22 protein-coding genes are annotated in these 25,225 nt (G+C 65.7%); 17 read left to right on the forward strand and 5 right to left on the reverse strand.

Features of this window, described 5'->3' with window-relative positions; all coding sequences use genetic code 11:
• The first annotated feature begins 113 nt into the window (after positions 1 to 113).
• Positions 114 to 1,586: a cardiolipin synthase gene (gene cls / locus QYM46_RS05200; protein ID WP_169251603.1), complete on the forward strand. Its 1,473-nt coding sequence runs from the start codon at positions 114 to 116 to the stop codon at positions 1,584 to 1,586.
• Positions 1,587 to 1,645: 59 nt separating this feature from the next.
• Here the strand turns inward: cls and QYM46_RS05205 are convergent, their stop codons facing one another.
• Together QYM46_RS05205 and QYM46_RS05210 are read right to left on the reverse strand one after the other, a co-directional pair.
• The gene (locus QYM46_RS05205; protein WP_432791132.1) at positions 1,646 to 2,617 is read right to left on the reverse strand and encodes a hypothetical protein; all 972 of its coding nucleotides are present in this window, start codon (positions 2,615 to 2,617) and stop codon (positions 1,646 to 1,648) included.
• A 209-nt stretch (positions 2,618 to 2,826) separates the two neighbouring features.
• Positions 2,827 to 3,648 carry an HAD-IIA family hydrolase gene (locus QYM46_RS05210; RefSeq protein WP_169251605.1) on the reverse strand — a complete coding sequence of 274 codons (822 nt, stop codon included), beginning with the start codon at positions 3,646 to 3,648 and terminating at the stop codon, positions 2,827 to 2,829.
• Positions 3,649 to 3,830: 182 nt separating this feature from the next.
• On the opposite strand from QYM46_RS05210, the gene QYM46_RS05215 reads away from it, so the two are divergent.
• The 11 genes from QYM46_RS05215 to QYM46_RS05265 all read left to right on the forward strand — a co-directional run bounded on the left by QYM46_RS05215 (position 3,831) and on the right by QYM46_RS05265 (position 16,842).
• Positions 3,831 to 4,280: an ArsR/SmtB family transcription factor gene (locus QYM46_RS05215; protein ID WP_432791133.1), complete on the forward strand. Its 450-nt coding sequence runs from the start codon at positions 3,831 to 3,833 to the stop codon at positions 4,278 to 4,280.
• Entirely contained in the window at positions 4,277 to 4,813 is a 537-nt protein-coding gene (locus QYM46_RS05220; RefSeq protein WP_432791134.1) for an SRPBCC family protein, read from the forward strand. The genes QYM46_RS05215 and QYM46_RS05220 overlap by 4 nt, the downstream gene beginning before the upstream one ends.
• Positions 4,814 to 4,980: 167 nt before the next feature.
• The gene (locus QYM46_RS05225; protein ID WP_432791135.1) at positions 4,981 to 5,511 is read left to right on the forward strand and encodes a MaoC family dehydratase; all 531 of its coding nucleotides are present in this window, start codon (positions 4,981 to 4,983) and stop codon (positions 5,509 to 5,511) included.
• 8 nt (positions 5,512 to 5,519) lie between these two features.
• Entirely contained in the window at positions 5,520 to 6,323 is an 804-nt protein-coding gene (locus QYM46_RS05230) for an HpcH/HpaI aldolase/citrate lyase family protein (protein ID WP_432791136.1), read from the forward strand.
• Positions 6,324 to 6,337: 14 nt separating this feature from the next.
• Entirely contained in the window at positions 6,338 to 7,003 is a 666-nt protein-coding gene (locus QYM46_RS05235) for a peptide deformylase (RefSeq protein WP_169251610.1), read from the forward strand.
• Positions 7,004 to 7,051: 48 nt separating this feature from the next.
• A complete protein-coding gene (gene msrA / locus QYM46_RS05240) occupies positions 7,052 to 7,582 on the forward strand; it encodes a peptide-methionine (S)-S-oxide reductase MsrA (protein ID WP_432791137.1) in 531 nt (176 codons plus the stop codon).
• Positions 7,570 to 8,445 carry a nitroreductase family protein gene (locus QYM46_RS05245; protein WP_432791138.1) on the forward strand — a complete coding sequence of 292 codons (876 nt, stop codon included), beginning with the start codon at positions 7,570 to 7,572 and terminating at the stop codon, positions 8,443 to 8,445. The genes msrA and QYM46_RS05245 overlap by 13 nt, the downstream gene beginning before the upstream one ends.
• On the forward strand, positions 8,442 to 9,695 hold the full coding sequence (locus QYM46_RS05250) for an MFS transporter (protein WP_432791139.1): 1,254 nt from the start codon (positions 8,442 to 8,444) through the stop codon (positions 9,693 to 9,695). The genes QYM46_RS05245 and QYM46_RS05250 overlap by 4 nt, the downstream gene beginning before the upstream one ends.
• A gap of 236 nt (positions 9,696 to 9,931) precedes the next feature.
• Positions 9,932 to 13,828: an efflux RND transporter permease subunit gene (locus QYM46_RS05255; RefSeq protein ID WP_432791140.1), complete on the forward strand. Its 3,897-nt coding sequence runs from the start codon at positions 9,932 to 9,934 to the stop codon at positions 13,826 to 13,828.
• Positions 13,829 to 13,852: 24 nt separating this feature from the next.
• Positions 13,853 to 14,614, forward strand: coding sequence for a CPBP family intramembrane glutamic endopeptidase (locus QYM46_RS05260; protein ID WP_169251614.1), 762 nt, complete (start codon positions 13,853 to 13,855; stop codon positions 14,612 to 14,614).
• A gap of 146 nt (positions 14,615 to 14,760) precedes the next feature.
• Positions 14,761 to 16,842, forward strand: coding sequence for a PhoX family protein (locus tag QYM46_RS05265; protein WP_169251615.1), 2,082 nt, complete (start codon positions 14,761 to 14,763; stop codon positions 16,840 to 16,842).
• Between the two features lie 149 nt (positions 16,843 to 16,991).
• Here the strand turns inward: QYM46_RS05265 and QYM46_RS05270 are convergent, their stop codons facing one another.
• Together QYM46_RS05270 and QYM46_RS05275 are read right to left on the reverse strand one after the other, a co-directional pair.
• Positions 16,992 to 17,633, reverse strand: coding sequence for a VOC family protein (locus QYM46_RS05270; protein WP_432791141.1), 642 nt, complete (start codon positions 17,631 to 17,633; stop codon positions 16,992 to 16,994).
• 171 nt (positions 17,634 to 17,804) lie between these two features.
• Positions 17,805 to 18,293, reverse strand: a complete 489-nt coding sequence (locus QYM46_RS05275; protein WP_169251617.1) for an inorganic diphosphatase — start codon at positions 18,291 to 18,293, stop codon at positions 17,805 to 17,807.
• A 108-nt stretch (positions 18,294 to 18,401) separates the two neighbouring features.
• Here QYM46_RS05275 and dacB point away from each other — a divergent pair, with 108 nt between their 5' ends.
• From dacB to tilS, 3 genes are read left to right on the forward strand one after another with little or no spacing between them, the layout of a single operon-like run.
• Positions 18,402 to 19,883, forward strand: a complete 1,482-nt coding sequence (gene dacB, locus QYM46_RS05280; RefSeq protein WP_432791142.1) for a D-alanyl-D-alanine carboxypeptidase/D-alanyl-D-alanine endopeptidase — start codon at positions 18,402 to 18,404, stop codon at positions 19,881 to 19,883.
• Positions 19,880 to 20,896, forward strand: coding sequence for a zinc-dependent metalloprotease (locus QYM46_RS05285; RefSeq protein WP_169251619.1), 1,017 nt, complete (start codon positions 19,880 to 19,882; stop codon positions 20,894 to 20,896). The genes dacB and QYM46_RS05285 overlap by 4 nt, the downstream gene beginning before the upstream one ends.
• Positions 20,883 to 21,905: a tRNA lysidine(34) synthetase TilS gene (tilS, locus tag QYM46_RS05290; RefSeq protein WP_432791143.1), complete on the forward strand. Its 1,023-nt coding sequence runs from the start codon at positions 20,883 to 20,885 to the stop codon at positions 21,903 to 21,905. The genes QYM46_RS05285 and tilS overlap by 14 nt, the downstream gene beginning before the upstream one ends.
• A 3-nt stretch (positions 21,906 to 21,908) precedes the next feature.
• Here the strand turns inward: tilS and QYM46_RS05295 are convergent, their stop codons facing one another.
• Positions 21,909 to 23,183, reverse strand: a complete 1,275-nt coding sequence (locus QYM46_RS05295; RefSeq protein ID WP_211168070.1) for an amidohydrolase family protein — start codon at positions 23,181 to 23,183, stop codon at positions 21,909 to 21,911.
• A gap of 116 nt (positions 23,184 to 23,299) precedes the next feature.
• On the opposite strand from QYM46_RS05295, the gene QYM46_RS05300 reads away from it, so the two are divergent.
• Together QYM46_RS05300 and hpt are read left to right on the forward strand one after the other, a co-directional pair.
• Positions 23,300 to 24,571 carry an MFS transporter gene (locus QYM46_RS05300; RefSeq protein ID WP_169251621.1) on the forward strand — a complete coding sequence of 424 codons (1,272 nt, stop codon included), beginning with the start codon at positions 23,300 to 23,302 and terminating at the stop codon, positions 24,569 to 24,571.
• 47 nt (positions 24,572 to 24,618) lie between these two features.
• A complete protein-coding gene (gene hpt, locus QYM46_RS05305; RefSeq protein ID WP_169251622.1) occupies positions 24,619 to 25,170 on the forward strand; it encodes a hypoxanthine phosphoribosyltransferase in 552 nt (183 codons plus the stop codon).
• The last annotated feature ends 55 nt before the right edge of the window (positions 25,171 to 25,225 follow it).

Consider the following 25,225-nt stretch of genomic DNA (forward strand, 5'->3'; position numbering starts at 1 on the left):
CGCCGAGGCGGCGCCGCACATCCGTACGGACGTGCAGGTCCGCCTCGGCGGGCGATATTCTTATCCGATATCACCGTGAGGTGAGACGGCGACCGAAGGGGAAGTGGGAGCAGATGGATCTCAGCATGGTGGCATCGGTGGCGACGACGACGTGGATCGTCATCGAATACATCGTGAAGATCATCGCGGTCGGTGTGGTGCCGGAGAACCGTCGCCCGTCATCGTCATCGGCGTGGCTGCTGCTCATCCTGTTCGTGCCGATCGTCGGCATTCCCGCATTCCTGCTGCTCGGCAGCCCGTATATCAATCAGCGCCGGGCGCGGATCCAGGCCGAAGCGAACGAACTCATGCACGAAGGTGCCGACGACCTGCCGGACGTGCCGCCGTCTCTGGTCGCCGAGCCCGAATTCGTCTCCGTCGCCCAACTGGGGCGGGCGCTGACCGCACTGCCGATGGTCACCGGCGACAGCCACGGGGTGATCTCGGACTACGAAGCGTCGATTGCGCGGATGGCCGAACTCGTCGACGACGCCGCCGACTACGTCCACGTCGAGATCTACATCATGGCGTGGGATTCGACGACCGATGTCTTCTTCCGGGCGCTCGAGCGGGCGTCGGCGCGCGGGGTCGAGGTGCGTGTCCTCTTCGACCATATCGGGTCGAGGAAGTATCCGGGGTTCCACCGGCTCGGCAAGCGACTGGACGCCGCCGGAATCGAATGGCACCTGATGCTGCCGTTCATTCCGTGGCGCGGCAAGGCCCGGCGCATCGACCTGCGCAACCACCGCAAGCTGCTCGTCATCGACGGCAAGCGGGCGATGATGGGGTCGCAGAACATGATCGATTCGAGCTACCTCAACAGGAAGAACTCTCAGATCGGCCGGACCTGGCACGACATCATGGTCGAACTCTCCGGGCCCATCGTCGCCGGAATCGAAGCGGCGTTCTCCACCGACTGGTACTCCGAATCGGGGCAGGCGCTGGGCATCCGCCCCTACGACCGCGACGGCAATGAGCCGCCGGTCGGCGGCGCGACGAGCGCGATGCAGCTGGTCCCCTCCGGGCCCGGATTCACGACCTCGCCGAACCTCAAGGTCTTCACCTCGATGATGTACCTGGCGCAGACGCGTCTGGCCATCGTCAGCCCCTACTTCGTGCCCGACGAATCGCTGCTGGCCGCAGTCGAGACCGCGGCCAGGCGTGGGGTCGACGTCGAACTCTACGTCAGCGAGCAGGCGGACCAGTACATGGTCGACCGGGCACAGTCGTCCTACTACCGGTCGCTGCTCGAAGCAGGTGTGCGGATCTTCCTGTACCCGAAACCCGCCGTGCTGCACACGAAGTGCTTCATCGTCGATGACACCTACGCCGTGATGGGCTCGTCGAACATGGACATGCGCTCCTTCGGCCTCAACTACGAGATCAGCCTGCTGACCACGGGCGGCGACCTGGTCGACGACATCGTCGACGTCGTCGCCGACTATCAGGACGTCAGCCGCGAACTCACCCTGGAGGAATGGGAGAAGCGCCCATGGCCTCGTCGGTACATGGAATCCGTCATGCGCCTGACATCATCGCTGCAGTAGCCGTGCTGGGGACAGGTTGCTTCGCCGAGAAACGGGCGCGCACACCCGTGTTTCGACACTCAGCCCGTTTTTCGCTGATCAGTCGTCTCGATGGCCCGCTTGATCGCAGCGAAGATGCGAGGCCTGAAGAGGTCGCCGAAGCTCAGGTTGAAGACCTTGAAACCGGCATTGAGAAGATCCATATTGCGCTGATGACTCAATTTGGCCGCCTCATCGGGGCCGTGAGGGTTGAGATAGAACTTGCCGAGACCGTGGACTTCCACTGCGACAGCAGCGAACTTGTGCCGAAAGTCATTGCGTCCGATGAACCTTCCCGACTCTGTGAAGGTGTCGACCTGCGGGACCATTCCGGTGATTCCGAAGCGATGGAACTTGACCGCACAGACCGCCTCGGCTGGAGATTCATATTCGGCGCTCGAGAGATCAACCGCCAAGAGGGCTCTTCGGCGTCCGCGTTGCCCTTTCGCCAGCAGATCGGTGATGTCTGCCCGGCCCACCTCTCCCGAGCGGAGTGCTTGAGAGATGAGCGGGACGGAAACCTCGAGCGAACGGTCAAGGGCAATGTCAGCCAGAGTCCTGGGCAGAGCAGTGACCGGATAGGCGAACGCGGATGAGACCTGTTCCGGTGGAAGTCTGCGCGAGTAGATGAACACACCATCGTAATTGCGGGTAGGGGAGTCCCTGGAGATCTCGACTTTCGGCGATTCGAGAACGGCTGGGTCAAGACGGTGGATGAGCGCAGCCGAAACATGGGAGAACACATCCCCAGGCAGAAGCTCATCGAGGCGGCATGCGATCTGGACCCGCAGCTCCTCGGCTTCGTCCCGCAGATCTCCGAAGGTTTTTGGGAACGAAGTGTCGCGATCCGTGGATAGACCGCGGATGGGTCCGTGATGGTCAGCATCACACGACTTGCGGATCACGTAGTGACCCTTCCTGACGAGGCGCAGGCAGCATCGCTTCGCTTCGGCCAGCTGTCTGCGGGACATGCCGAGTCCACGGAGCTGCTTCGTCGTCAGCACTCGGAGCATCTATCAAGGATGACTCCAAAGATGCGCAAATGCAAGCAAATGCTATTAAACGTTAAGTTGTGTGGGGGCTGGTTCCATCGAAAAACGGGCTGAGCGTCGAGAAGCGGGTGCGCACATGCGTTTCTCGACACTCAGCCCGTTTCTCGGCGCCTGGGGTGCCTGTCCCCGTTTCTCGGTGCCTGGGGTGTGTCGGCGAAGGAGTATGTGTCTCAGGCGGAGCCGGTGGGATCGGGGCCGAGCTCGCCGCGGCTCTCCAGCGGCACGTCGAGCAGCTCGTGGACGCCGTCGACGATCTCGTTGGGTCGGAACGGGAAGCGGCGGACATCCTCGGCGGTGGAGATTCCCGAGAGCACGAGGACCGTGTGCATGCCCGCTTCCATTCCGGCGATGATGTCGGTGTCCATGCGGTCGCCGATCATCGCGGTGCTCATCGAATGGGCGCCGATCCTGTTCAGCGCCGAGCGGAACATCATCGGGTTCGGTTTGCCCACGACGTATGGTTCGCGGTTGGTCGCTTTTGTGATGAGGGCGGCGATGGCGCCGGTGGCCGGCAGAACACCCTCCGGAGAGGGGCCGGTGGCGTCGGGGTTCGTGACGATGAAGCGGGAGCCGGCATCGATGAGGCGGATCGCCTTCGTGATCGCTTCGAACGAGTAGGAGTGGGTCTCGCCGACGACGACGAAGTCCGGGTCGTGCTCGGTCATGACGAACCCGGCCTCGTGGATCGCCGTGGTCAGCCCCGCCTCGCCGACGACATAGGCGGTGCCGTGCTCGACCTGATTGGACAGGAAATCCGCGGTGGCCATCGCCGAGGTCCAGATGTTCGTTTCGGGAACGTCGAGCCCGTTCGAGCGCAGCCGGGCGGAGAGGTCGCGAGCGGTGTAGATGGAGTTGTTCGTCAGCACCAGGTAGGGGATGTCGGCCTGGCGCCACTGGGCGAGCAGCTCTGCGGCTCCCGGCAGCGGATTGTTCTCCTTGACCAGGACGCCGTCCATGTCGGTCAGCCAGCAGTCGATCGAATCGCGATCCATGTCTCTCCTCGAGCTCGGGGTGGGCCGGAGCGGCTCCTTCCAGCCTAGTCGGGTTGGGCGCAAGTGTCCTGAGAGGTCCCATCCGGTGGCGCCGTACCCCTGTCGCGGATCGTCCAAGGGCTCCCTTGACGGGGCGGCCGAAGAGTGTATTGTAGTAAATACTTAATTAAAGGGATACTTAAATGAGTATGGATCTCGTCTTCTCGGCGCTTGCCGATCCGACGCGTCGGGCGATCATCGATCGGCTGCGCGGTGGAGACAGGACCGCGGGTGAGCTCGCAGAGCCGCTGCCGATCAGCCGTTCGGCAGTCTCCCAGCACCTCAAGGTGCTCGAGACGGCGGGGCTGATCACCCGATCGAAATCCGCGCAGCAGCGCATCGTCGCACTCAACCCCGATTCCCTCACCGAGGCGGCCGGCTGGCTGCAGGCGGCGCACGACGACTGGCAGCAGCGCTTCGACAATCTCGATCGCATCCTCGCCGAGGAGGTGCCCACCGACCCTTCAACGACCGATCCGTCCGCCGCAGACCGATATGTGGACCGACCATCAACGTCAACGACGAACCGAACAGCGCAGACATCACGCACAACGCAGACTTCATGCACGACTCAAAGGGGAGAACAGCGATGAACGCCGAGAACACTGACATCACAAGCGGCACCGACACCATAGCAAAAACGGACACCCCGGTGACCGATCCGAACAGCGCACAGGCGGGAGAACCCGGCTTCACCATCGTCCGCGAATTCGCCGCACCGCGGGCCCGCGTCTGGGAAGCCTGGACGAACCCGGACGTCATGGCCCGCTGGTTCCACCCCGAAACTCTGGTCACCCCACGCGAATCCGTCTCCGTCGACCTGCGGGTCGGCGGCGAATACACCTATACGATGCGCATTCCCGACACGGGACAGGAGTTCCCGACGGCCGGGAAGTACCTCCACATCGACGAGCCCGTGCGCCTCGACTTCACCTGGGGGAGTCCCGGCGAGGTCGACGATGCCCCGCGCGTGAGCGTCGCACTCGAGGAGTTGGCCGCCGACCGCACCCGCATGACGTTCTCGCTGACCGGCCTGCCGGGCGACTCGGGGACGGATGCGAGCGCGTACGACGGCTGGTCATCGGCCTTCAACGAACTCGATACCGAGGTCAGCAGCATACGCTGACCGCACCGACGCGGCTCACCCGGACTCCATGCCGGATGAGCCGCCCTCGGTGCGCTGTTGGGACCACGACGCCGTCAATGACAGTCGGCAACCCCGACCTGACCCCCGGGTCGCAGGGGTCCGGTGAATGGCGATAAACTCAAATCACGACGAGTGAGGAGCGTTACATGAGTGACAAGGTCATTGCACAACGAGGTCTGTGGCTGGACGAGATGGAAGTCGGCGCCACCTATCGGCACGCACCGGGCCGCACCATCACCGAGGCGGACAACACGTGGTTCACGGCCGTGACCATGAATACCCAGGCCCTGCACCTCGACGCCGCCTGGTCGGCCACCGAACCCTTCGGCGAGCGCCTCGTCAACTCGATGTTCACCCTGGCGACCCTCATCGGTCTGTCCGTGTCCCAGCTGACTCAGGGTACGACGGTCGGAAACCTCGGCTTCTCCGAGGTCAGCTTCCCCTCTCCGATGTTCCACGGCGACACCCTCTACGCGGAGACGACGATCCTCGACAAACGCAATTCGAAGTCCCGTCCCGGTCAGGGAATCGTCACCTTCGAACACCGCGGCTACAACCAGGACGGCAAGCTCGTCGCGAAGGCTATGCGCCAGGCGATGATGTTCGACTCCAGCCACGAGTCGGCAACCACGACGTCCGCGACCGAGTCCGCCGATCAGACCGACACCGGAAAGTGAGCCCCCATATGTCACTCGAGTTCAAACCCGCCTGGCTCTTCGTTCCCGGCGATCGTCCCGACCGGTACACGAAAGCGGCCGAACGCTCCGATATCGTCATCCTCGACCTCGAAGACGCCGTCAACGAGGCTGACAAAGCCGCCGCACGGGAGTCCATCGTCGACTTCCCGCTCGACCCATCCCGCACGGTCGTGCGGGTGAACTCCCACGATTCGGGCCACCTCGGCGAGGATCTGAAGATGCTTGCACGCACCGAGTACACGGCCGTGATGCTGCCGAAGGCAGAGCTTGCCTCCGATGTGTCGATCCTGTCCGGATTCCAGGTCATCGCGCTCATCGAAACCGCCCTCGGGGCCGTCAACGTCGCCGAGATCGCCGCCGCCCCCAACGTCTACGCACTGATGTGGGGTTCGGAGGATCTCATCGCCGACCTCGGCGGAGGCTCCTCCCGCAACGACGACGGCGGCTACCGGGACGTGGCCACGCATGTGCGCAGCCAGACCCTGCTCGCCGCTCGGGCCCACCGCAAGTTCGCACTCGACTCGATCTGGGCGGACATCCCGAACCTCGAAGGTCTGGCAGCCGAGGCCGAGGATGCCGTGCAGTCGGGGTTCTCCGGCAAGGTCTCCATCCACCCCAACCACGTGCCCGTCGTCCGCGACGCCTTCCGCCCCAGCGACGAACAGCTGACCTGGGCGCAGTCCGTGCTCGACCTGGCGAAGACGGAGAAGGGCGCGTTCTCCTTCGAGGGCAAGATGATCGACGCCCCGCTGCTCAAGCACGCCGAACTCATCGTCGCCCGCGCGAACTGAAGAGACACCGCCTCGTGAACGCCGCCGATGCACTGATCGCCGACCAGATCCGCGCCGTCCTCACCGCCGCCGAGGCGGGGGGCGGGACCGCGCCCATCGTCGAGGCCGGGGACCCGATCCTGCGCACCGACACCCGCCCCTTCGACGGGCAGGTCGACGATGCTGAGCTCGAGCAGCTCGCCGAGGTGATGCGGGCGACCATGCTCGCCGCCCCGGGGGTCGGCCTCGCCGGGCCACAGGTGGGCATCGGCCTGTCGATGTTCGTGGCCGAAGACCCAGGTGCCCGCGATCCCGAGGTCGCGAGGGTCCGGCAACGGGAGCCGATGCCGCTGCGGGTGGTCCTCAATGCGGGCTACGAACGCGCCGGGGCCGACGATGTCGCCTTCTTTGAGGGATGCCTGTCGATCCCCGGCTATCAGGCCGTCGTCGCCCGCCCCCGTGAGATCGCGTTGACGGGCGTCGACCTGCAGGGCAACCCCATCGCCGAGGAGGTCTCCGGCTGGTCGGCGCGCATCGTCGCCCACGAGACCGACCATCTGTCCGGGATCCTCTTCCTGGACAAAGCCGAGATGCGGTCCTTGTCGACGAACGAATCGGTCGCGAAGTTCTGGCATCAGCCCTCGACGCAGAAGGCAGCCGCCGAGCTCGGCTTCTCTCTGCCGTCCGGCCCGGTGATGTGAGGCGGGACCTGCCGGGAATAACCTGCGCGCGTCATCGTTATACGTTGCATGACCGATCTTCGTACCCTCACCCTCGGCGCCGGCTGCTTCTGGTGCCTCGATGCCGTCTATCAGCGGACCACCGGCGTGAGAGAAGTGATCTCCGGCTACACCGGCGGACACACCGACAATCCCGGCTACCGTGAGGTCTGCTCCGGGATGACCGGCCACGCCGAAGCCCTGCAGGTGACCTTCGACGCCGACATCGTCCCCGATGAGGTCATCCTCGGACTGTTCTTCACCGGCCATGACCCCACGAGCCTCAACCGCCAGGGCTACGACGTCGGCACCCAGTACCGGTCGGCCATGTTCTACCGCGACGAGACCGAGAAACAGCACTTCGCCGAAGCCATCGAATCCGCGCAGACCCTCTTCGATGATCCGATCGTGACCACCCTCGAACCCCTCGGCACCTTCTATCCCGCCGAGGCGGTCCACCAGGACTTCTACACAGCGAACCCGGACAACGGCTACTGCCGTGTCATCATCGACCCGAAACTCAGTAAGGCCCGCACCGCCTTCGCCGAATGGGTGAGCTGATGGGCAGCCACAAGAAGGACAAGTGCAAGAAGTCCGCACACAAGAAGCACAAACGATCCACAGACGCGGGCGACGCCTGCGAAGTGACGAAAGACCGGGTCCGTGCCCACTTCCTCGACGGCAACACCGGCCCGTGGGCCAAGAACCTCGCCGCGCAGGACGCGCAGACCGCCCGCTCAGTGCAGAGCGAGAACAACGCTGACCTCGCCGAGGATGCCGCCGCCTCGGCGAGTGACCGAACCGCAGCCGTGACGACCATCCGCCGCGGACCCGACTATTCAGCCCCGTCATCGATCGACATCGTCGCCGATCCGGTCCTGCACGCCCTGAGCACCCGACGGTCGATCTCGAAGGTCGACCCGGAGACCCCGAACGATTCCGACCTGCTCGAGATCATCCGATCGATCTCCTCGGTCGCCGACCACAAGGCCCTGCGCCCCTGGCGCTTCCTCATCATCCGCGGCAACGACCGGCACCGCCTCGGCGACGCCCTCGACGAAGCCGCCGGAGTGGTCCGCAAGCCGGGCGAGACCAATACGAAGCCGCTGCGGGCAGAGCTCCTGCTCGCACTCGTCTCCTCACCGGTCAAACACGACAAGGTTCCCGAATGGGAGCAGCACGCCACCGCCGCCGGTGCCGGCCACCTGCTCGAACTCGCCCTGTGGCAAGCCGGCTGGGGAGTCATGTGGCGCTCGGGCACCCTGACGAACACCGAACCGGTCCGCCGCCTCCACCGCCTGAACGATCACGAACTGCTTATGGGCTGGTTCTACATCGGAGCCGTCCCCGAACGCTACCGACAGCGCCTGACCACGAGCTCCCGCCCTCTGCCGAAACCCGAACAGTTCCTCGATACCCTGTGAGCACTCCCGACACCGAGACTCCGGACACGCGCCGCCTGCCCAAGGAGATCTATGTCCTCGTGGCCGCGGCCTTCATCGTGGCTCTGGGCTACGGAATCATCGCCCCCGTCCTGCCGCAGTTCGCGGCGAGCTTCGACTTCGGGGTCACCGCCGCAACCATCGTCGTCTCCTCCTTCGCGTTCTTCCGGTTCGTGTTCTCGCCTTCGTCGGGCCGCCTCGTCGATGCCTTCGGCGAACGCCGCATCTACATCACCGGCCTCGTCATCGTCGCCGCCTCCACCGCGGCCGTCGCATTCGCCCAGAACTACTGGCAGCTGCTGATCTTCCGCGGACTCGGCGGCATCGGGTCGACGATGTTCAGCGTCTCCGCGATGGCGCTCATCGTCCGTCTCGCCCCGATCGACGCCCGTGCGAAGGCGTCGTCGACCTATGCCACCGCATTCCTCGTCGGCAATATCGCCGGACCCGTCCTCGGCGGTGCGATGGCCGGATGGGGGATGCGGATCCCGTTCGTCATCTACGCCGTCGGTCTGCTCATCGCCGCGATCGTCGTCCGCATCTTCCTCGCCTCCACCGCATCCTTCGGCTCCTCGACGAAATCCGGGCGTGCCCGGCTGGAGGCGGAGAAGGACAAGGAGCAACAGGAAGTCATGTCCTTCCGGGAAGCGTGGAAGGATTCGGCCTACCGTTCGGCGCTCGTCTCCGCCTTCGTCCAAGGCTGGTCGGCGATGGGCATCCGTGTGGCCATCTACCCGCTCTTCGCCATCCAGGCCCTCAAAGCCGATACCGCCGTGGCCGGACTGGCCCTGACGATGTTCGCCATCGGCAACGCCTCGGCGGTGACAGTGGTCGGACGATTCGCCGACACTGTCGGGCGCAAACCGTTCATCCAATGGGGTCTGTTCGTCCTCGGCGTGACCACCGCGGCGCTGGCCTTCATCGACTCGATCTGGCTGTTCTTCGCGTTCTCCATCATCGCCGGCGTCGGCTCCGGCCTGGCCAACCCCGCGCAGCAGGCCACGGTCGCCGATGTCATCGGCCGCGACCGCAAGGGCGGCCGAGTGCTCGCCCGCTACCAGATGGCCCTCGACGGCGGAGCCATCCTCGGCCCGATCATCGCCGGAGCCGTCGTCGACCACTTCGACTACTCGTGGGCGTTCCTGCTCACCGGCGTCCTCGGCGTCATCGCCGCAGGCCTGTGGTTCTTCGGCCGTGAGACCCGCCCCCGCACAGCCACTCCGGCTCAGTGACGCGCTCAAACGCACCCGCACATGCGCTGCAGCTTGGTGAAACTGCACCAGCTCGGTGCAGGGACCAAGCTGGTGCAGTTTCACCGAGCTGGTGTTCGGGGCGCGGCGTGCTCAGCCGTTAATCAGAGAAGTCAGGTTTTCCTCATGGGCGGTTCAGGCGACACTCACTAGGATGGTTGATTGAGTCGGCGTTCTGCGTCGTCGCCCCTCTGCCTACGACAAAGAAAGTCCCCTCTGTGAGTTTCCTGACCCGGCTGAGCCTGAAGAACCGGGCGCTCATCGCGCTCATCTCCGTCGTCGCCGTCATCTTCGGCGTCATCGGAGCCGGTGCCCTCAAACAAGAGCTCTTCCCATCCCTCGACAATCCCCAGGCCACGGTCACCGCCTCGTACGAGGGAGCCACCCCCGAGGCCGTCGAATCCGAAGTCACCGACCCTCTCGAAGGGGCGCTGACCGCACTGCCCGAGGTCGAGGACATGACCTCGACATCCTCGGCGGGCAGTGCGCAGATCACCGTGAGCACGAAGTACGGCGACGACTCCGATGACGTCGTCCGTGCCCTGCAGCGCGCCGTCTCCCAGGTGCAGCCGACCCTGCCCGACGGGGTCGAACCGAACGTCATGATGATGGGCACCGACGATATTCCTGTCCTCGCCCTGTCGGTGACCTCGGACGCCGATGAGGACCAGCTGGCAGCGAATCTCGAAGACATCGTCGAGCCGGAGCTGAAGAAGGTCGACGGCGTCTCCCAGGTCCAGATCGCCGGAGCGAAGACCAAACAGGTCGAGATCAGCATCCGCCGCGACGACCTCGAGGACGAAGGGGCGAACCTCGACGAGGTGGCCGGAATCCTCCAGTCCAACGGCGTGCCCACCTCGGCGGGTGAGCTCAAGGGCGCTGACGGCACGGCCCCGGTCGAGGTCGGCACCCGCATCCGCTCGATCGATGCGATCAAAGACCTCGTCATCTCCGGCACGGACGGACCGATCCAGATCTCCGACGTCGCCGACGTCAAGCTCGTCGACGAACCCGTCGAGTCGATCTCGCGCACGAACGGCGAACCCTCGCTGTCCGTGTCGGTGATGAAGGAATCCGACGCGAACACCGTCGACGTCTCCCATGCGGTGGCCGACAAGCTGCCCGAACTCGAGAAGATGATGGGGGAGAACACGGAATTCGTCTCCGCCTTCGACCAGGCACCCTTCATCGAACAGTCCATCCACGACCTCCTCAACGAGGGTGGGCTGGGCCTGATCTTCGCGGTCCTCGTCATCCTCGTCTTCCTGCTGTCGGTGCGGGCGACGATCATCACCGCCATCTCCATTCCGCTGTCCCTCCTCATCGCCATGATCGGCCTGTGGATGGGCGGGGAGACCCTCAACATGCTCACCCTCGGTGCGCTGACGATCTCCGTGGGCCGCGTCGTCGACGACTCCATCGTCGTCATCGAAGCGATCCGCAGGCGCCACGCCTCCGGTGGTGACAAATTCTCGAACATCCTCGCCGCCGTCTCCGAGGTGGCCGGGGCCATCACCGCATCGACGCTGACCACGGTGGCTGTGTTCCTGCCGTTGGCGTTCGTGACCGGGCAGACCGGCGAGATGTTCCGGCCCTTCGCCCTGACCGCGACCATCGCCCTGCTCTCCTCCCTGTTCGTGGCCCTGACGATCGTGCCCGTCCTCGCCTACTGGTTCCTGCGTCAGCGTGAAGCGAAGGTCAAACTCACCCGTGCGGAGAAGAAGGAGATCCGCCGCAGCCGCAAGTCGATGCTGTCGCAGTGGCGGGCGGAGAAGAAGAAGGCGAAGAAGGCCGACAAGAAGCGCGACCTCGTCGCCGCCGGTGCCGCCGCTGAGGACACCGGGGCCCGCGACAGTGCCGACAGTCCGTCTCCTGCGGATGTTTCGGCCCATGCCGACGCCGCCACTCGTTCCGGACCGACCGGAGTGGCCGCGGGCGGTCCACGCTACGGCGAAACCGAAGACGGCACGGTGGCAGTCGACGAACTCGCCGGAATGCACTCGCCGGTGACGCGTCTGCAGAAGACCTATATGCCGGCGATCTCGTTCTCGACGAAGCACCCGATCGTCATGATCCTCATCGCCGTGCTCGTGCTCGCCGGCACCGGAGCGATGATCCCGCAGCTGAAGACCGAACTCTTCGGCGACACCGGACAGGATTCCCTGCAGATCTCGCAGACCTTCGACCCTGGCACCGACCTCGACGAGGCATCGGAGCAGGCGAAGAAGGTCGAGGACATCCTCGCCGACGAATCCGATGTCGACAACTACCAGCTGTCGCTGGGCGGCACGTCATTCGGCTTCACCGACGATTCGTCCCTGACGGGTACCTATATCGTCAACACGAAGTCCGGAGTCTCGGCGCAGTCGATCTCCGCGGACCTGCAGAAGCAGTTCGACGATCTCGAGGGCGCCGGCGACGTCGAGGTGGCAAGTCAGAGCTCGACTCCGGGTTCGCAGACGATCGACGTCACGCTCACGGCCACCGATCCACAGGAACTCGAGGACGCGACGAAGACGGTCAGCGACAAGCTCGAAGGGGTGTCTTCGGCACAGTCGGTGACCAGTGATATCGCTGCGGTCCAGCCCGTGATCGAGGTCAAGGTCGATCATGAGAAGGCAGCCGAGGAGAACCTCACCGAGGCGTCCATCGGCCAGTATGTGCAGCGTGCCATGCATGGTCAGCAGATCGGTGAGGTCGTCATCGACGATGTCTCGCATTCGGTGCTGCTCTTCGACCGCAATGCCGACACTGTGGAGAAGCTGCGCAAACTCAAGATCCCGGGCAAGCCGGAAGAAGCGACGCCTGCCGGCGGAGCAGGCGCGGCAGGAGGTGCCGGAGGAGCAGCCGGAGGAGCCGGCGGTTCAGGTGATGCCGGCGCGGCCGGAGGCGCCGGTGGCACTGGTGGCGCTGGTGGTGCGACTGGCGGTGCCGGAGCGGCCGGCGGCACCGGTACGGCAGGCGGCGACCCGAACGCGGGCGCTCCCGTGACCTCGGAGCCGCGCTTCATCGAACTCGATGACGTCGCCGAGGTCAAGGAAGTCAAGACCGCACCGACGATCCGTCACACGGATTCGCAGCGTTCGACCACCGTGTCCGTGACGCCCGAAGGCGATGACCTCGGAGCCGTGTCGACCGAAGTGCAGTCCGCCCTCGACGAGGTGGACCTGCCCGATACGGTCGCCGTCGACACCGGCGGCGCCACCCAGGAGCAGAACGAAGCGTTCTCGCAGCTGGGACTGGCGATGCTTGCGGCGATCCTCATCGTCTTCGTCATCATGGTCGCCACGTTCAAGTCACTGCTGCAGCCGCTGATCCTGCTGGTCTCGATTCCGTTCGCGGCCACCGGTTCGGTTGCGCTCTCGCTCATCACCGACACTCCGCTGGGGCTGACGTCGATGATCGGTCTGCTCATGCTCATCGGCATCGTGGTCACGAACGCGATCGTGCTCATCGACCTCATCAACCACTTCCGCATCCGCGGGGTCGATCTGCGCACAGCCATCGTCCACGGCGCCCGGCTGCGTTACCGTCCGATCCTCATGACCGCGGCCGCCACGATCTTCGCTCTGCTGCCGATGGCCCTCGGTCTCACCGGCGGGGGAGTGTTCATCTCGAAGCCGCTGGCGATCGTCGTCATCGGCGGTCTGGTCAGCTCGACCCTGCTCACGCTCATCCTCGTGCCCGTGCTCTACCTGCTGCTCGAAGGAGTCAAGGAACGCCGGGCCGAGAAGAAGTACGTGAAGAACATGGCCCGAGGTGAGGTCCTCGACGCCGCCGAGGCCCGGGCGCGGCAGCGCGAGACCGCCACGGTGCCTGTCGGTGCGGGCGCTGCCGCCGGTTCCGGTGACACCCGGACACGGACAGAAGGGGAGGCTCCCACCGAGGCGCCCGCACCGACTGTGGACTCGACGTCCGCGGATTCGGCCAGGGCCGCCTCGGTGCCGGAGGAGATGACGGGGTCCGACCGCCTCGACGACGGACGCGGCGACGAACACGCCGGCAGTGACGGCGGGGACGCCGACGGGGAGCGAGGCGATGCGCCGGGAACGGACTTCACCCTGCGCAGCCAGCACCCGCGCCGCGACGACGGGCATGGTGAACCCAAACACTGAGCCGTCCCCGCTAGAGTTGAGTCCATGACGACCGAGCTCGAACCGCAGGAGAGAAAGCGCCTGTGGTTCGAGCTCGGCCTCATCGCGACGCTGTCCCTGGGGCAGGCGTCCGTCTACGCGATCGTGCGCCTGGCAGACATCGCCACGCGCGGACCGATCAGCGACGCCCAGGCGAAACTCAACACCTCGATCTCGCCCCGACCCGGATTCGACCTGATCTATCAGCTTCTGGACATCGGCTTCGCCCTGGTGCCGGTCGCCCTCGGGCTCTACCTGCTCAGTCGAGACCGACCGGCCCGGCCGCTGCCCATCCGGCTCGGAGTCGACGGGCACCGACTGCGCGACCTCGGCCACGGTGCCCTCATCTTCCTCGTGATCGGCATCGGCACCCTCGGGGTGTACGCGGGCGGCAGGGCGTTGGGGATCACGGCCGAGATCCAGCCGTCCAACCTCGGCGATCATTGGTGGACGATCCCGGTGCTGCTGCTCTCGGCCGCGAAGAACGGAATCCTCGAAGAGGTGCTCATCTTCGGCTTCGGGGCGCTGCGACTGCGGCAGCTGGGGTACGGACCGTGGCCGATCATCATCTCCCTGGCGCTCTTCCGGGCCAGCTACCACCTCTACCAGGGCATCGGCCCATTCATCGGCAACGTCGCCATGGGCATCATCTTCGGCTGGTACTTCCTGCGCAAGGGCAGACTCATGCCGCTGGTGTGGGCGCACGTCATCATCGACGCCGTCGGATTCCTCGCCCCGGGAGTGCTCGCCCTCGTCGACATCGGCTGAGTGCGGCAGGGTTCACCCGGTGTTCACACTTGGGTTGAACTCGGGTCAGGTGCCGGTGACAGTCTCGACCGGGTGAACCCTCCGGTGTCGGACCGAGCAGTCGGGCTGTCGGAGGGAGCCGGAACCATGATGCGAGGAGAGAAGCAATGAGAACATTCCTACCGATGGCCGACCACGTACGCGGCAAGCGCAGCGCCGTCACCTGCGCCCTCAAATGCGACAACGCGTGCCTCAAGGCCACCTGCAACACCTCGTCGAACGGCTACTTCCGTGACATCGTCGACGCCAAGCTCAGCCGCCGCGCCGTCCTCGGTGCCTCTGCCGCGGGAGCCCTGGCGCTCGCCGTGACCACCGCACCCAGCCCGACCGCCGGCAGCGCCGCGGCGGCCGGACACGGCACCCTGAAGTTCTCCGCCATCGACCCCGTCCATCACGAAGTCGATGAGTTCATCGTTCCGCAGGGCTACTCCTGGCATCCGATCGTCCGTTGGGGCGACCCGCTGTTCCCCGACTCCCCGAAATTCGATCCGGAGAACCAGAGCCCCGAAGCGCAGCGTCGCCAATTCGGCTACAACAACGACTTCCTGTCCATCCAGGTCGACGAGTCCGACGAGAACCGGGCACTGCTCTTCGCCAACCAGGAGTACACGAACGACGAGATCATGTACCCGGAGTCGATGGCCGCCGCTGACAAGCGCGCCATCAGCCGGCAGGCCCACGGTCTGACCGTCGTCGAGCTCGAACGCCGCCACAAGAACTCCCCGTGGTCGGTCGACGTCAACGGGAAGAAGAACCGTCGCTTCCTCATCGACACCGAATACGAGTTCACCGGCCCCGCCGCAGGCTCCGACCTGCTGCGGACGAAGGACTACCCGCAGGGCGACAGGACCCAGGGCACGCTGGGCAACTGCTCGGGCGGACTCACCCCATGGGGAACGGTCGTCTCCGGCGAAGAGAACTTCAACTCCTACTTCAAGGCCCAGGGCACCTCGGCGGCCGACAAACGCTATGGACTCGACAGCGAGGATTCGGCCAACGGCTGGGAGAACGATGTCGACCGCTTCGACACGAACAAGCCCGGCTACGCCAATGAGGCGAACCGCTTCGGCTGGATCGTCGAGGTTGACCCGTGGGATCCGGAATCGACTCCCGTCAAGCACACGAGTATGGGGCGGTTCAAGCACGAGGGCGCCAACGTCACGATCTCCGACTCCGGTCATGCCGTCGCCTATATGGGTGACGACGAGAAGTTCGACTACCTCTACAAGTTCGTGTCGAAGGACACCTTCATCGAAGGCGATCGCGAACACAACAAGACGCTGCTGACCGACGGCGACCTCTATGTCGCGAAGTTCACCGGCAACTCCCCGAAGTCCGAGATCGACGGCAGCGGCGACGTGCCCTCCGACGGCGAATTCGATGGCAGCGGACAGTGGCTTCCGCTGGTCAAGGACGGCAAGTCGCAGGTGTCCGGCTTCTCCGTCGACGAAGTCCTCGTCAACACTCGTCTGGCCGCGGACAAGGTCGGACCGACGAAGATGGACCGCTGCGAGGACGTCGAACCCAACCCGGTCAACGGGCGGATCTACGTCGCCTGCACGAACAACTCCGACCGCGGAACCTCCGGCAAGGCCGGAGTCGACGAGGCCAACCCGCGCACGGAGAACCGCGACGGCCATATCGTCGAGATCACCGAACGGACAGGCGACCACACCGGGACGGACTTCGACTGGACCCTGCTGCTCGTCTGCGGAGACCCGAAACAGGGCGATGCCACATACTTCTCGGGATTCCCCGCCGATCAGGTCTCACCGATCTCCTGCCCTGACAACGTCGCCTTCGACTCGGCGGGCAATCTGTGGATCTCCACCGACGGCGCTCCCGACGGCATCGGCTACTGTGATGGCCTCTTCAAAGTGACTATTGAGGGCAAGCAGCGCGGCCGAGTCGAACAGTTCCTGTCGGTGCCGCGTGAGGCCGAGGTCTGCGGGCCGCTCATCCACGACGAATACCGGTCCGCCTTCGTCGCCGTCCAGCACCCCGGCGAGGACGGATCCTATTCGGATCAGCATTCGCAGTTCCCCGACTACGTCGACTCCACCGACGTGAAGAAGGGAGTGGCTGCGATGCCGCGCCCGACAGTCGTTCAGGTCATCAAGGGCCAGGGCAACGGCGGAGGCAAGGGCAACGGCCGCGGAAACGGCAAGGGCCACGGCCGCGACAAGTGAGCGCCGCAGCCGATAGTCAGCGGCTGCGTTCAAAACGAGTTCAGGACGATCTGTGCGGGTTTCTCAAGGGAAACTCCGCACAGATCGTCCTGAACTCTGTTGTGCTGTGGCACAGAGCCCCACCGGTTCACCAGCGACCCCGCAGGGTCTCAGATGGTGACGGGGCCGTTCGCCGTGCTGAAGCTCACCGACATGATGCCCGGCGTCCCGTGGGGCGCGGACCAGTCGATGTTGATCTCCGAGATCGGCTTGGCATCCTGAGTGCCCAGCCAGTCGCGCAGACGGTCGCGGTCCCCGGCGATCTGCAGGGTGTCGATGTCGACTCCCGCATTCGTCTTGTACGTCGACGGGTGCTGCGAAGAGTCGGCGGACCACTTGATGAAGAACGGCAGCTGGGGATCGGCGATGAGCCCCTTGACACCGATCTGCAGCCACTTGAGTTCCAAACCGGACTCCGGCGTGCGATTGCCGTCGACGGCCTTGCGTTCGAGGCGGGATTCGACTGCGGTGAGATCGTCGACCGAGACGCACCAGCCCATCCAGCCGCCGCCGAGCTCGGAACGAGCCCGGACCGCCTGACCGAAGGGCGTCGAGAGAGCGGCCGGATGCTCCAAGGCTTCCACGACTTCGAGGTAATGGCCGTTCGCGAGGGGGAAGATGAGGTTTCTGGTGCCGAATCGAGGATGCACACCGCCGTCGTAGGGAACCACACCGAGCTTCTCCGAGATCCGCTCGGCGGTCGCACGATAGCCGTCAGGTTCACTGGCGTATGACACATGATCGAGTTTCATGACTCGACAATCGCATAACCTGGCTCACACTGCCCCTTAGGGTCACCTAAGAAATCGTGATGATCGTCACGCTCGGGCAGCGGCGGAGGACATGCGAAACCGCCCGGATGTCATCATCCGGGCGGTTCGGAACAAGTGCTGAGCGACCAGCACAGGGAGTGAGGGGAGAGCTCAGTGGCCCTCGGCCTTGAACCGTTCGATGGAGGCGTTGATCTCGGCCTCGGCGGCTTCGCGGCCCGCCCAGCTCGACCCCTTGACGAACTTGCCGGGCTCGAGGTCCTTGTACCGGCTGAAGAAGTGCTCGATCGAGTCGAGCATGAACTGGTCCACATCCGAGATGTCGGTGTAGGAGTCCCAACGGGGATCTCCGGCGGGAACAGCGAGAACCTTGTCGTCGCCGCCGGCCTCGTCTTCCATCTGGAACATGCCGATCGGGCGGATGTCGACGAGCACGCCGGGGAACAGCGGCTCCGGCAGCAGCACGAGCACATCGAGAGGGTCGCCGTCGTTGCCGAGGGTGTCCTCGATATAGCCGTAGTCGGCGGGGTACTGCATCGAGGTGTAGAGGTAGCGATCGAGCTTGACCCGACCGGTCTCATGATCGACTTCGTACTTGTTGCGGGACCCCTGAGGGATCTCGATTGTGGCCAGCAGTTCCATAGTGCTCCTTCACGTTAGGGGTGCATCACTAGAATAGATGGTACAAGTCCCCGTCACCGCCCACCGACGGCGGCCACCCCACGGTCGTCGAGGAATGAGAGCCTGCGTTTGAACGACACCGATGCGCCGCAGAACCCGTCGGACTCCGGCTCCCCGCGCCGCGAACGCAGGAAATCGCGGCGGAAGAGGGGCGGTGCGATCGCCGCCGGCGCCGTCGTTCTCGTGCTCGGCGCCTACGCCGCCGTCGACGCCTATGACCTCGTGCCCGGTCTGCCCGGTGTGCTCACCACCGACCCCCAGGTCGAGGTCCAGACCGTGCCCACCCCGCAGGCTCACGCCGGGCAGGTGCCCGCCCCCGCCTCGGCGGTCGACGATTCCGCTCCCGTTCCCACGCAGATCCCGAAGACGATCGACGCAGTGCTCAAGGACTCGAAGGTCAAGGGCTTCGGCCTCGAGGTCCGCGACGGGATCAGCGACGACGTCCTCTACGCGAAGGACGAGACGAAACCGCGCACTCCCGCTTCCGTGACGAAGGTGCTCACCGCGGCCGCCGCCCTGTCCGCGATCGGTGGGGAGAAGCGCCTGGCGACGACGACGGACTTCGATGCGGACACGCACACCCTGACGCTGACCGCCGGAGGCGATGTGCTCCTGTCGGCCGGAGATTCCGATCCCGGTTCGGTCAATGGGCACGCGGGGCTGCGGACCCTGGCCGAGGACACCGCGGCCGCCCTCAAAGACCAGAACATCACCGAGGTGGCCCTCAACCTGGACACGAGCCGCTACGTCGGCGAGGACTTCGACTCCGGGTGGTCCCGGTCCGATATCGCCAAGGGCGTGATCACCCCGATCCAGCCGATCATGGTCGACACCGCCTTCATCGGATCGACGAACGCCGAATGGCGCGGCCGCAGCGAGCACCCCGCCAAGGACGCGTTCTCGATCTTCGAAGAAGAGCTGAAGAAGACCGGGATCACCGTCACCGCGGAGGCCGACGAGTCCGAAACCGAGACGCCGTCCGAGAACCCGAAGGAACTCGCCCGGGTGGAATCGGCGACGATCTCCGAGATCGTCGAATACGCGCTCGTGCACAGCGACAACGTCGTCGCCGAGGTGCTCGGAAACGAGGTCGCCATCGCCCAAGGCAGGGACGGCAGCCTCGAGAACGGTCCGAAGGCGGTCCTGGAAGCCCTCGGCGAATCCGTCGATCTCGGACGCACCCACCTCGTCGACACCTCGGGGCTGTCCTATGACAATCGGATCGCCCCACACGATCTCACGACCGTCCTGCAGGCCTCGGTCGTCGCCGATGACTCTCTGGCCGGGCTCGTCAGCTACTTTCCCGTCGGCGGACTCACCGGCACCCTGCATGACCGATTCCTCGACGAGAAGAACGCCTCCGGGGTGGTGCATGCGAAGACCGGAACGCTGTCGACCGTGACCTCCCTGGCCGGGGGAGTCCTCGACGCGGAGGGACGTTACCTCGTATTCTCCATCCAGATCGACGACGTGGATAAGGACGAGATCTTGGAAGCCAGAAAGACCGTGGACGAAATCGTCACAGCCCTCGCGAACTGCGGCTGCCGATGATCATCGACGAGGGATTCGCCGCCCGCACCGCCCGTGAGCTCGTCTCCGCGGCGAAGGTCCCCGAACCGGGTGTGCTCGAGACACTCGTCGAGGGGATGAAGGACAATGCGCTGACAGCTCAGGACCTCGTGCTCGACTCGTTTCTGCTGCCGCCGGAGCACGCCGATGCTGTGCGCGGGCGGCTCGCCGCCGGTTCCGTGCTCGTCCTCGACCAGGTCAGCTGGGTCAAAGCCAACGCGCAGTCCGTCAACGGAATGCTCGACGAGGCGGCCCTGCCCGCCCCGGTCAGCCCCGCCACCGCGATGGCCGGTGCCGTCGAGGTCGCCGGGGTGCTCTCGCTCCTGTCGACCCGCGTGCTCGGCCAGTTCGACCCCTTCGCCGTGGAGACGGGACGGCTGATGTTCGTCGCCCCCGCCGTGCTCATCGCCGAGAAGGCCATGGACGTCGATCCGCGTGACTTCCGCATGTGGGTGGCCCTCCACGAAGCCACCCATCAAGTGCAGTTCGCGACCGCGCCCTGGCTGCGCGACCATATGCGCACCCTGCTCTCCGGGGCCGTGTCGACCCGACTGACGATGCCGGGAGTCGGCGGGATCGTCGACCTCTTCGCCACCCTCGGGCGCATCGTCAAGGGCGAGGCCAGCATCATCGACCTCATCCGTGACGAGAACATGCGCACTGCACTCGACGAGGCCACTGCGATCCTGTCCCTGCTCGAAGGCCACGCCGATGTCGTCATGGACGAAGTGGGCGCGGGAGTGATCCCGAGCGTGCGCCGGCTGCGCCGCAAGTTCGAGGCCCGCCGCGATGCCGCCCAAGGAGGCTTCCTCACCAATCTGCTCGGAATGGATCTCAAACTCGCCCAATATCGCGACGGGGCGAAGTTCGTCCGGGCCGTCCGCCGCGAGGTCGGACAGAAGGGCTTCTCCCGCATCTATGCCGAACCCGCGAACCTTCCCCGCACGGCAGAGATCCACGATCCGCAGCTCTGGCTCGACCGTGTCCACGGCTGAGGGTCCGCGCGACGCAGCCTCGCCGAGACGGCCGACCCTCGACCCGGCGAGTGCTGCCATCCGCACTGCCGTTCGTGCCGCACTCGCGGACGCAGGAGCGTCCGCACCGGGCCTCATCGTCGCGGTGTCCGGGGGAGCGGATTCGATGGCTCTGCTGCACGCGGCCGCGTTCCTCCATCGGCGCGGTGAGATCCGTGCCCGTGCGCTGACCGTCGATCACGGTCTGCAGACCGTCACCGCCGAGGTGGCCGACCGGGTCGCCGCCACCGCCGAATCCTGGGGCGTGCCCGCCGAGGTGATGAGTGTGAGCATCGACGCCGGCGACGAAGGCCTCGAAGCTGCGGCGCGCACCGCCCGCTATGCCGCCCTCGAAACCGCTCGGGCCGCAGCCGGAGCCGACTGGATCCTCACCGCCCACACCCGCAGCGACCAAGCCGAGACCGTACTGCTCGGCCTCATGCGCGGATCGGGCACCCGGTCCCTGGCTGGAATGAGCCCGCTGGCCGGTCGTCTCATGCGGCCCCTGCTCGGCCTCGACAGAGACCAGACCGAAGCATCCTGTCAGGCCCAGGGCATCGAGATCTGGAACGATCCGATGAACGCCGACACCGCGTTCACCCGAGTCCGGGCCCGGCAGCTGTTGGCCGGACTCGAAGCCGAACTCGGTCAACCGGTCACCGCGAACCTCGCCCGCACCGCCGACCTCTGCCGAGCCGACGCCGATTTCATCGATGCCCACGCCGAGGCGGCAGGGCAGCAGGTCCGCGGAGCCGCCTCGGTGCCGGTGGAGGTCTTCACCGCACTCGACGATGCCGTGCTCAGCCGCGTCGTGCGCGACTGGGTGATCTCACTCGGCGTGCCCGGACAGAACCTCGGAGCGGTGCGGGTCGCCGAGCTCTGCGCCCTCATCCGCGACCGCAGGCGCGGTCGACTGTCCCTGCCCGGGGACACGGAAGTCGTCGTCGGAGGCGGGCAGGCCGTGTTCCAGCTCGCAGCGAAGGCCCGCTGAGGCTCAGCTCAGCCGCGGCCCGCCTGCCAATTCGCCGCCGGAGGCGATGAGCCGACCCGCCTTGAACACGTCCCTGTCCCGTGGGCAGTCCATGATCGCCGAGGTGACCGTGTCGGCCTCGACGAGCACGAAGTCGGCGGGAGCGCCCACGGCCAGACCGAACCGGGAATCGTCGACCAGCGCCGAACCGTCGGGGCGGGCGCCGGCCATGACCTGAGCTCCTCCGCGGGAGGCGATATCGAGACAGCCTTCGATATCTGCGTCTGCACGGAACCCATTCGTGAACGCCAGCTGCCAGGTCCGGCGCAGCAGGTCGCCGTCACCATAGGGGCTCCAATAGTCCCGCTGACCGTCCTCACCGAGCCCCAGAGCCATGCGTCGGGCACGGATGAGCGCCTGCGGCAGCGCACCCTTGGCCGGGGCAACCGTCGTCAGGGCCACTCCCGCCTCGGCGAGGACATCAAGGGCCCGGGCGACCTCGGGTTCCGGGTTCGTATTCAGTGCGAACGCATGGGAGACCGTGACCTGCCCGGCCATGCCCGCGGCTCGTGTCCGCGCGGCGATCTCCTCGAGCGAGAAGAGTCCCGCGGTGCCCGCTTCGTGGAGGTGGATGTCGATGCCCTTGCCGTGCTTCTCAGCGAGGCCGAAGACGACATCGAGGTGGGAGACCGGATCCCGGTCGTAGAGCAGCGGATCGAGTCCTCCGACGAGGTCCGCGCCGTCGGCCAGAGCCGCATCGAGCAGCTCTTCGACGCCCTGCTCGTGCACGATTCCGGCCTGCGGGAACGCGACGACCTGGAAGTCGAGGACATCGGCATGAGCCTCGAGCGCGGCCCTGACCCCGTGGAAGCGCTCGAGACCGCAGTCGGCATCGACCTGTGCGTGTGAGCGGATGCGCGTGCCTCCGGAAGCGATGATCTTCGCAATCGCAAATGCGGCCTGATCGGCGACGCTGCGCTCGCCGCCTCGCCAGTTCTCCCGATCGTTCATGATGTACCCGTGCAGAGTGCCGTCGGCGGTGTGCGGACGGAACGTCTGGCCCATCCGATTCGAATCCAGATGGGCATGGACATCGCCGAGGCTCGGCAGCAGGATCCGCCCGGCACCGTCGATGACCTCGACCCCGGTCGGCGTCGTCCCCGTACCGGTCGGGGTGGGACCGGGGGCGGCATCCTCGGCGGGGGAGAGGCGAGAGAATCGTCCCTCGGTGATCTCGACATCGACGGCGGGAGCATCGGGGGTGCGCGGGAAGAGGCGCACATTCTTCACAAGGATCATGTGCCCAGCCTACGACCGTCAAACGGTATACCATCGGAGATTGTGTCCGACAGCGCGCCTCCGTGGGACCGCGGCCCGCGTGTCCGGCGACAACAGCTGTCTGAAAGGATGAGGCCATGACGACTTCGCCCCAGCAGGGCTTCCGACGCTCCCGCGGCCTCGACGGTCTGGCCCTGGCCTGCCTCGTCCTCATCGCCGCCTCACTGCGGCCGGCCGCCTCCTCGCTGGGCCCCGTGCTCTCCGAGGTCACCGACGGATTCTCCCTGGCCGAATGGCAGACCGGTCTGCTCACGGCTCTGCCGGGACTCGTGTTCGCCGTCTGCGGCATCATCGCCGTGCCCCTGCTCAAACGACTCGGTCTGTTCTCCGCTCTGGCCATGAGTGCGGCTCTCATTGTCGCAGGCGTCGGTCTGCGCGCGATCGTCACCGAATGGGTGGCTTTCGCTCTGCTCACGGTCCTCGCCCTGGCCGGAATGTCGATCGGCAATGTCATCCTGCCCGTCTACGTCAAGTCCCGCTTCCCGCACCGGCCCACCCTGGGAGCGACGACGTTCACCGTCTCGCTCGGCCTCGGATCGATGCTGCCTTCGCTGCTGACCGCGCCCCTGGCCGAACAGTTCGGCGGGTGGCGCGTCGGCCTCGGCTTCTGGATGGTCGTGCCCTTCTCCGCACTCGTCACCTGGACGGTGCTGCGGACGCTGAAGTCCGTGCCCGTCCTGACCGGACAGGCCGCGGATCCCGGTGGGCAGCAGGAGGAGGCGCCGCCTCGGCGACCGGTCTTCACCTCACCCAAGGCGCGGTACATGGCGATGTTCTTCGGTCTCCAATCGGCCAACGCCTACCTGCAGTTCGGGTGGCTGCCACAGATCTACCGCGATGCCGGACTCGACCCCTTCCTCGCCGGGATCATGCTCACGATCGTCACCTTCGGCGGTCTGCCCGGCGGATTCCTCGCCCCGCAGATCATCGTCCGGTCCATCGCCCCACGGGCCTTCCTCGTCTCCTTCGGCGTCAGCGCCGTCGCCGGCTATACCGGACTGCTGCTCAGCCCGCTCAGCGTCCCGTGGCTGTGGGCGGCTCTGCTCGGCTACGGCGGATTCGCCTTCCCCGCCGCACTGGCGCTCATCACCTCACGCACCCGCGAGGTCTCGGTCACGGCCTCGACCTCGGCATTCGTCCAGTCGTCGGGCTATGTGCTCGCCGCACTGTGCCCGCTGGCCGTGGGCGGACTGCTCGGCGTCAGCGGAGGCTGGCAGGTGCCGCTGTGGTTCATGGTCATCATCTCCGCGCTGATGGCGATCACCGGCTGGCTGTCGGCCGGTCCGGGGGCCGTCGACGACGAACTGGCACCGACATCCGGGCCCACTGGCACCGGTGAGGCAAAGTGACCCATAATGGAATCTCCAGGACCCGCATCTGAGGAGAATCGACACTCGTGGACATCAACGATCTCGGCAATGACATCGAAAAAGTACTCGTCTCGGAAGAGCAGATAGCCGCACGACTCGTTGAACTGGCCGCAGCCATCGATGAAGACTACAAAGACAAGGACATCCTCCTCGTCGGCGTCCTCAAAGGGGCCGTGATGGTCATGGCCGACCTCGCCCGTGCCCTGCATTCTCCGGTGACGATGGACTGGATGGCCGTGTCCTCCTACGGGTCGGGCACCAAGTCCTCCGGCGTCGTGCGGATCCTCAAGGACCTCGACACCGACCTCACCGATCGTCACGTCCTCATCGTCGAAGACATCATCGACTCCGGCCTCACCCTGTCCTGGCTGGTCCAGAACCTGCGCACCCGCGGGGCCAGCACTGTCGAGATCTGCACCATGCTGCGCAAACCCGAAGCCGTCAAGGTCGACATCGACGTCAGGTACGTCGGATTCGATGTGCCCAACGAATTCGTCATCGGCTACGGCCTCGACTACGCGGAGAAGTACCGCAATGTGCCGTTCGTCGCGACCCTGGCTCAGCACGTCTACAGCTGAACCGACTGCACCGCTTTTTACGCCCGCGGCGAACCCGGGCCGCCTCCGGGGTCTG

Source organism: Brevibacterium sp. K11IcPPYGO002, from assembly GCF_050920635.1.
In the GTDB taxonomy this organism is placed as follows: Bacteria; Actinomycetota; Actinomycetes; order Actinomycetales; family Brevibacteriaceae; genus Brevibacterium.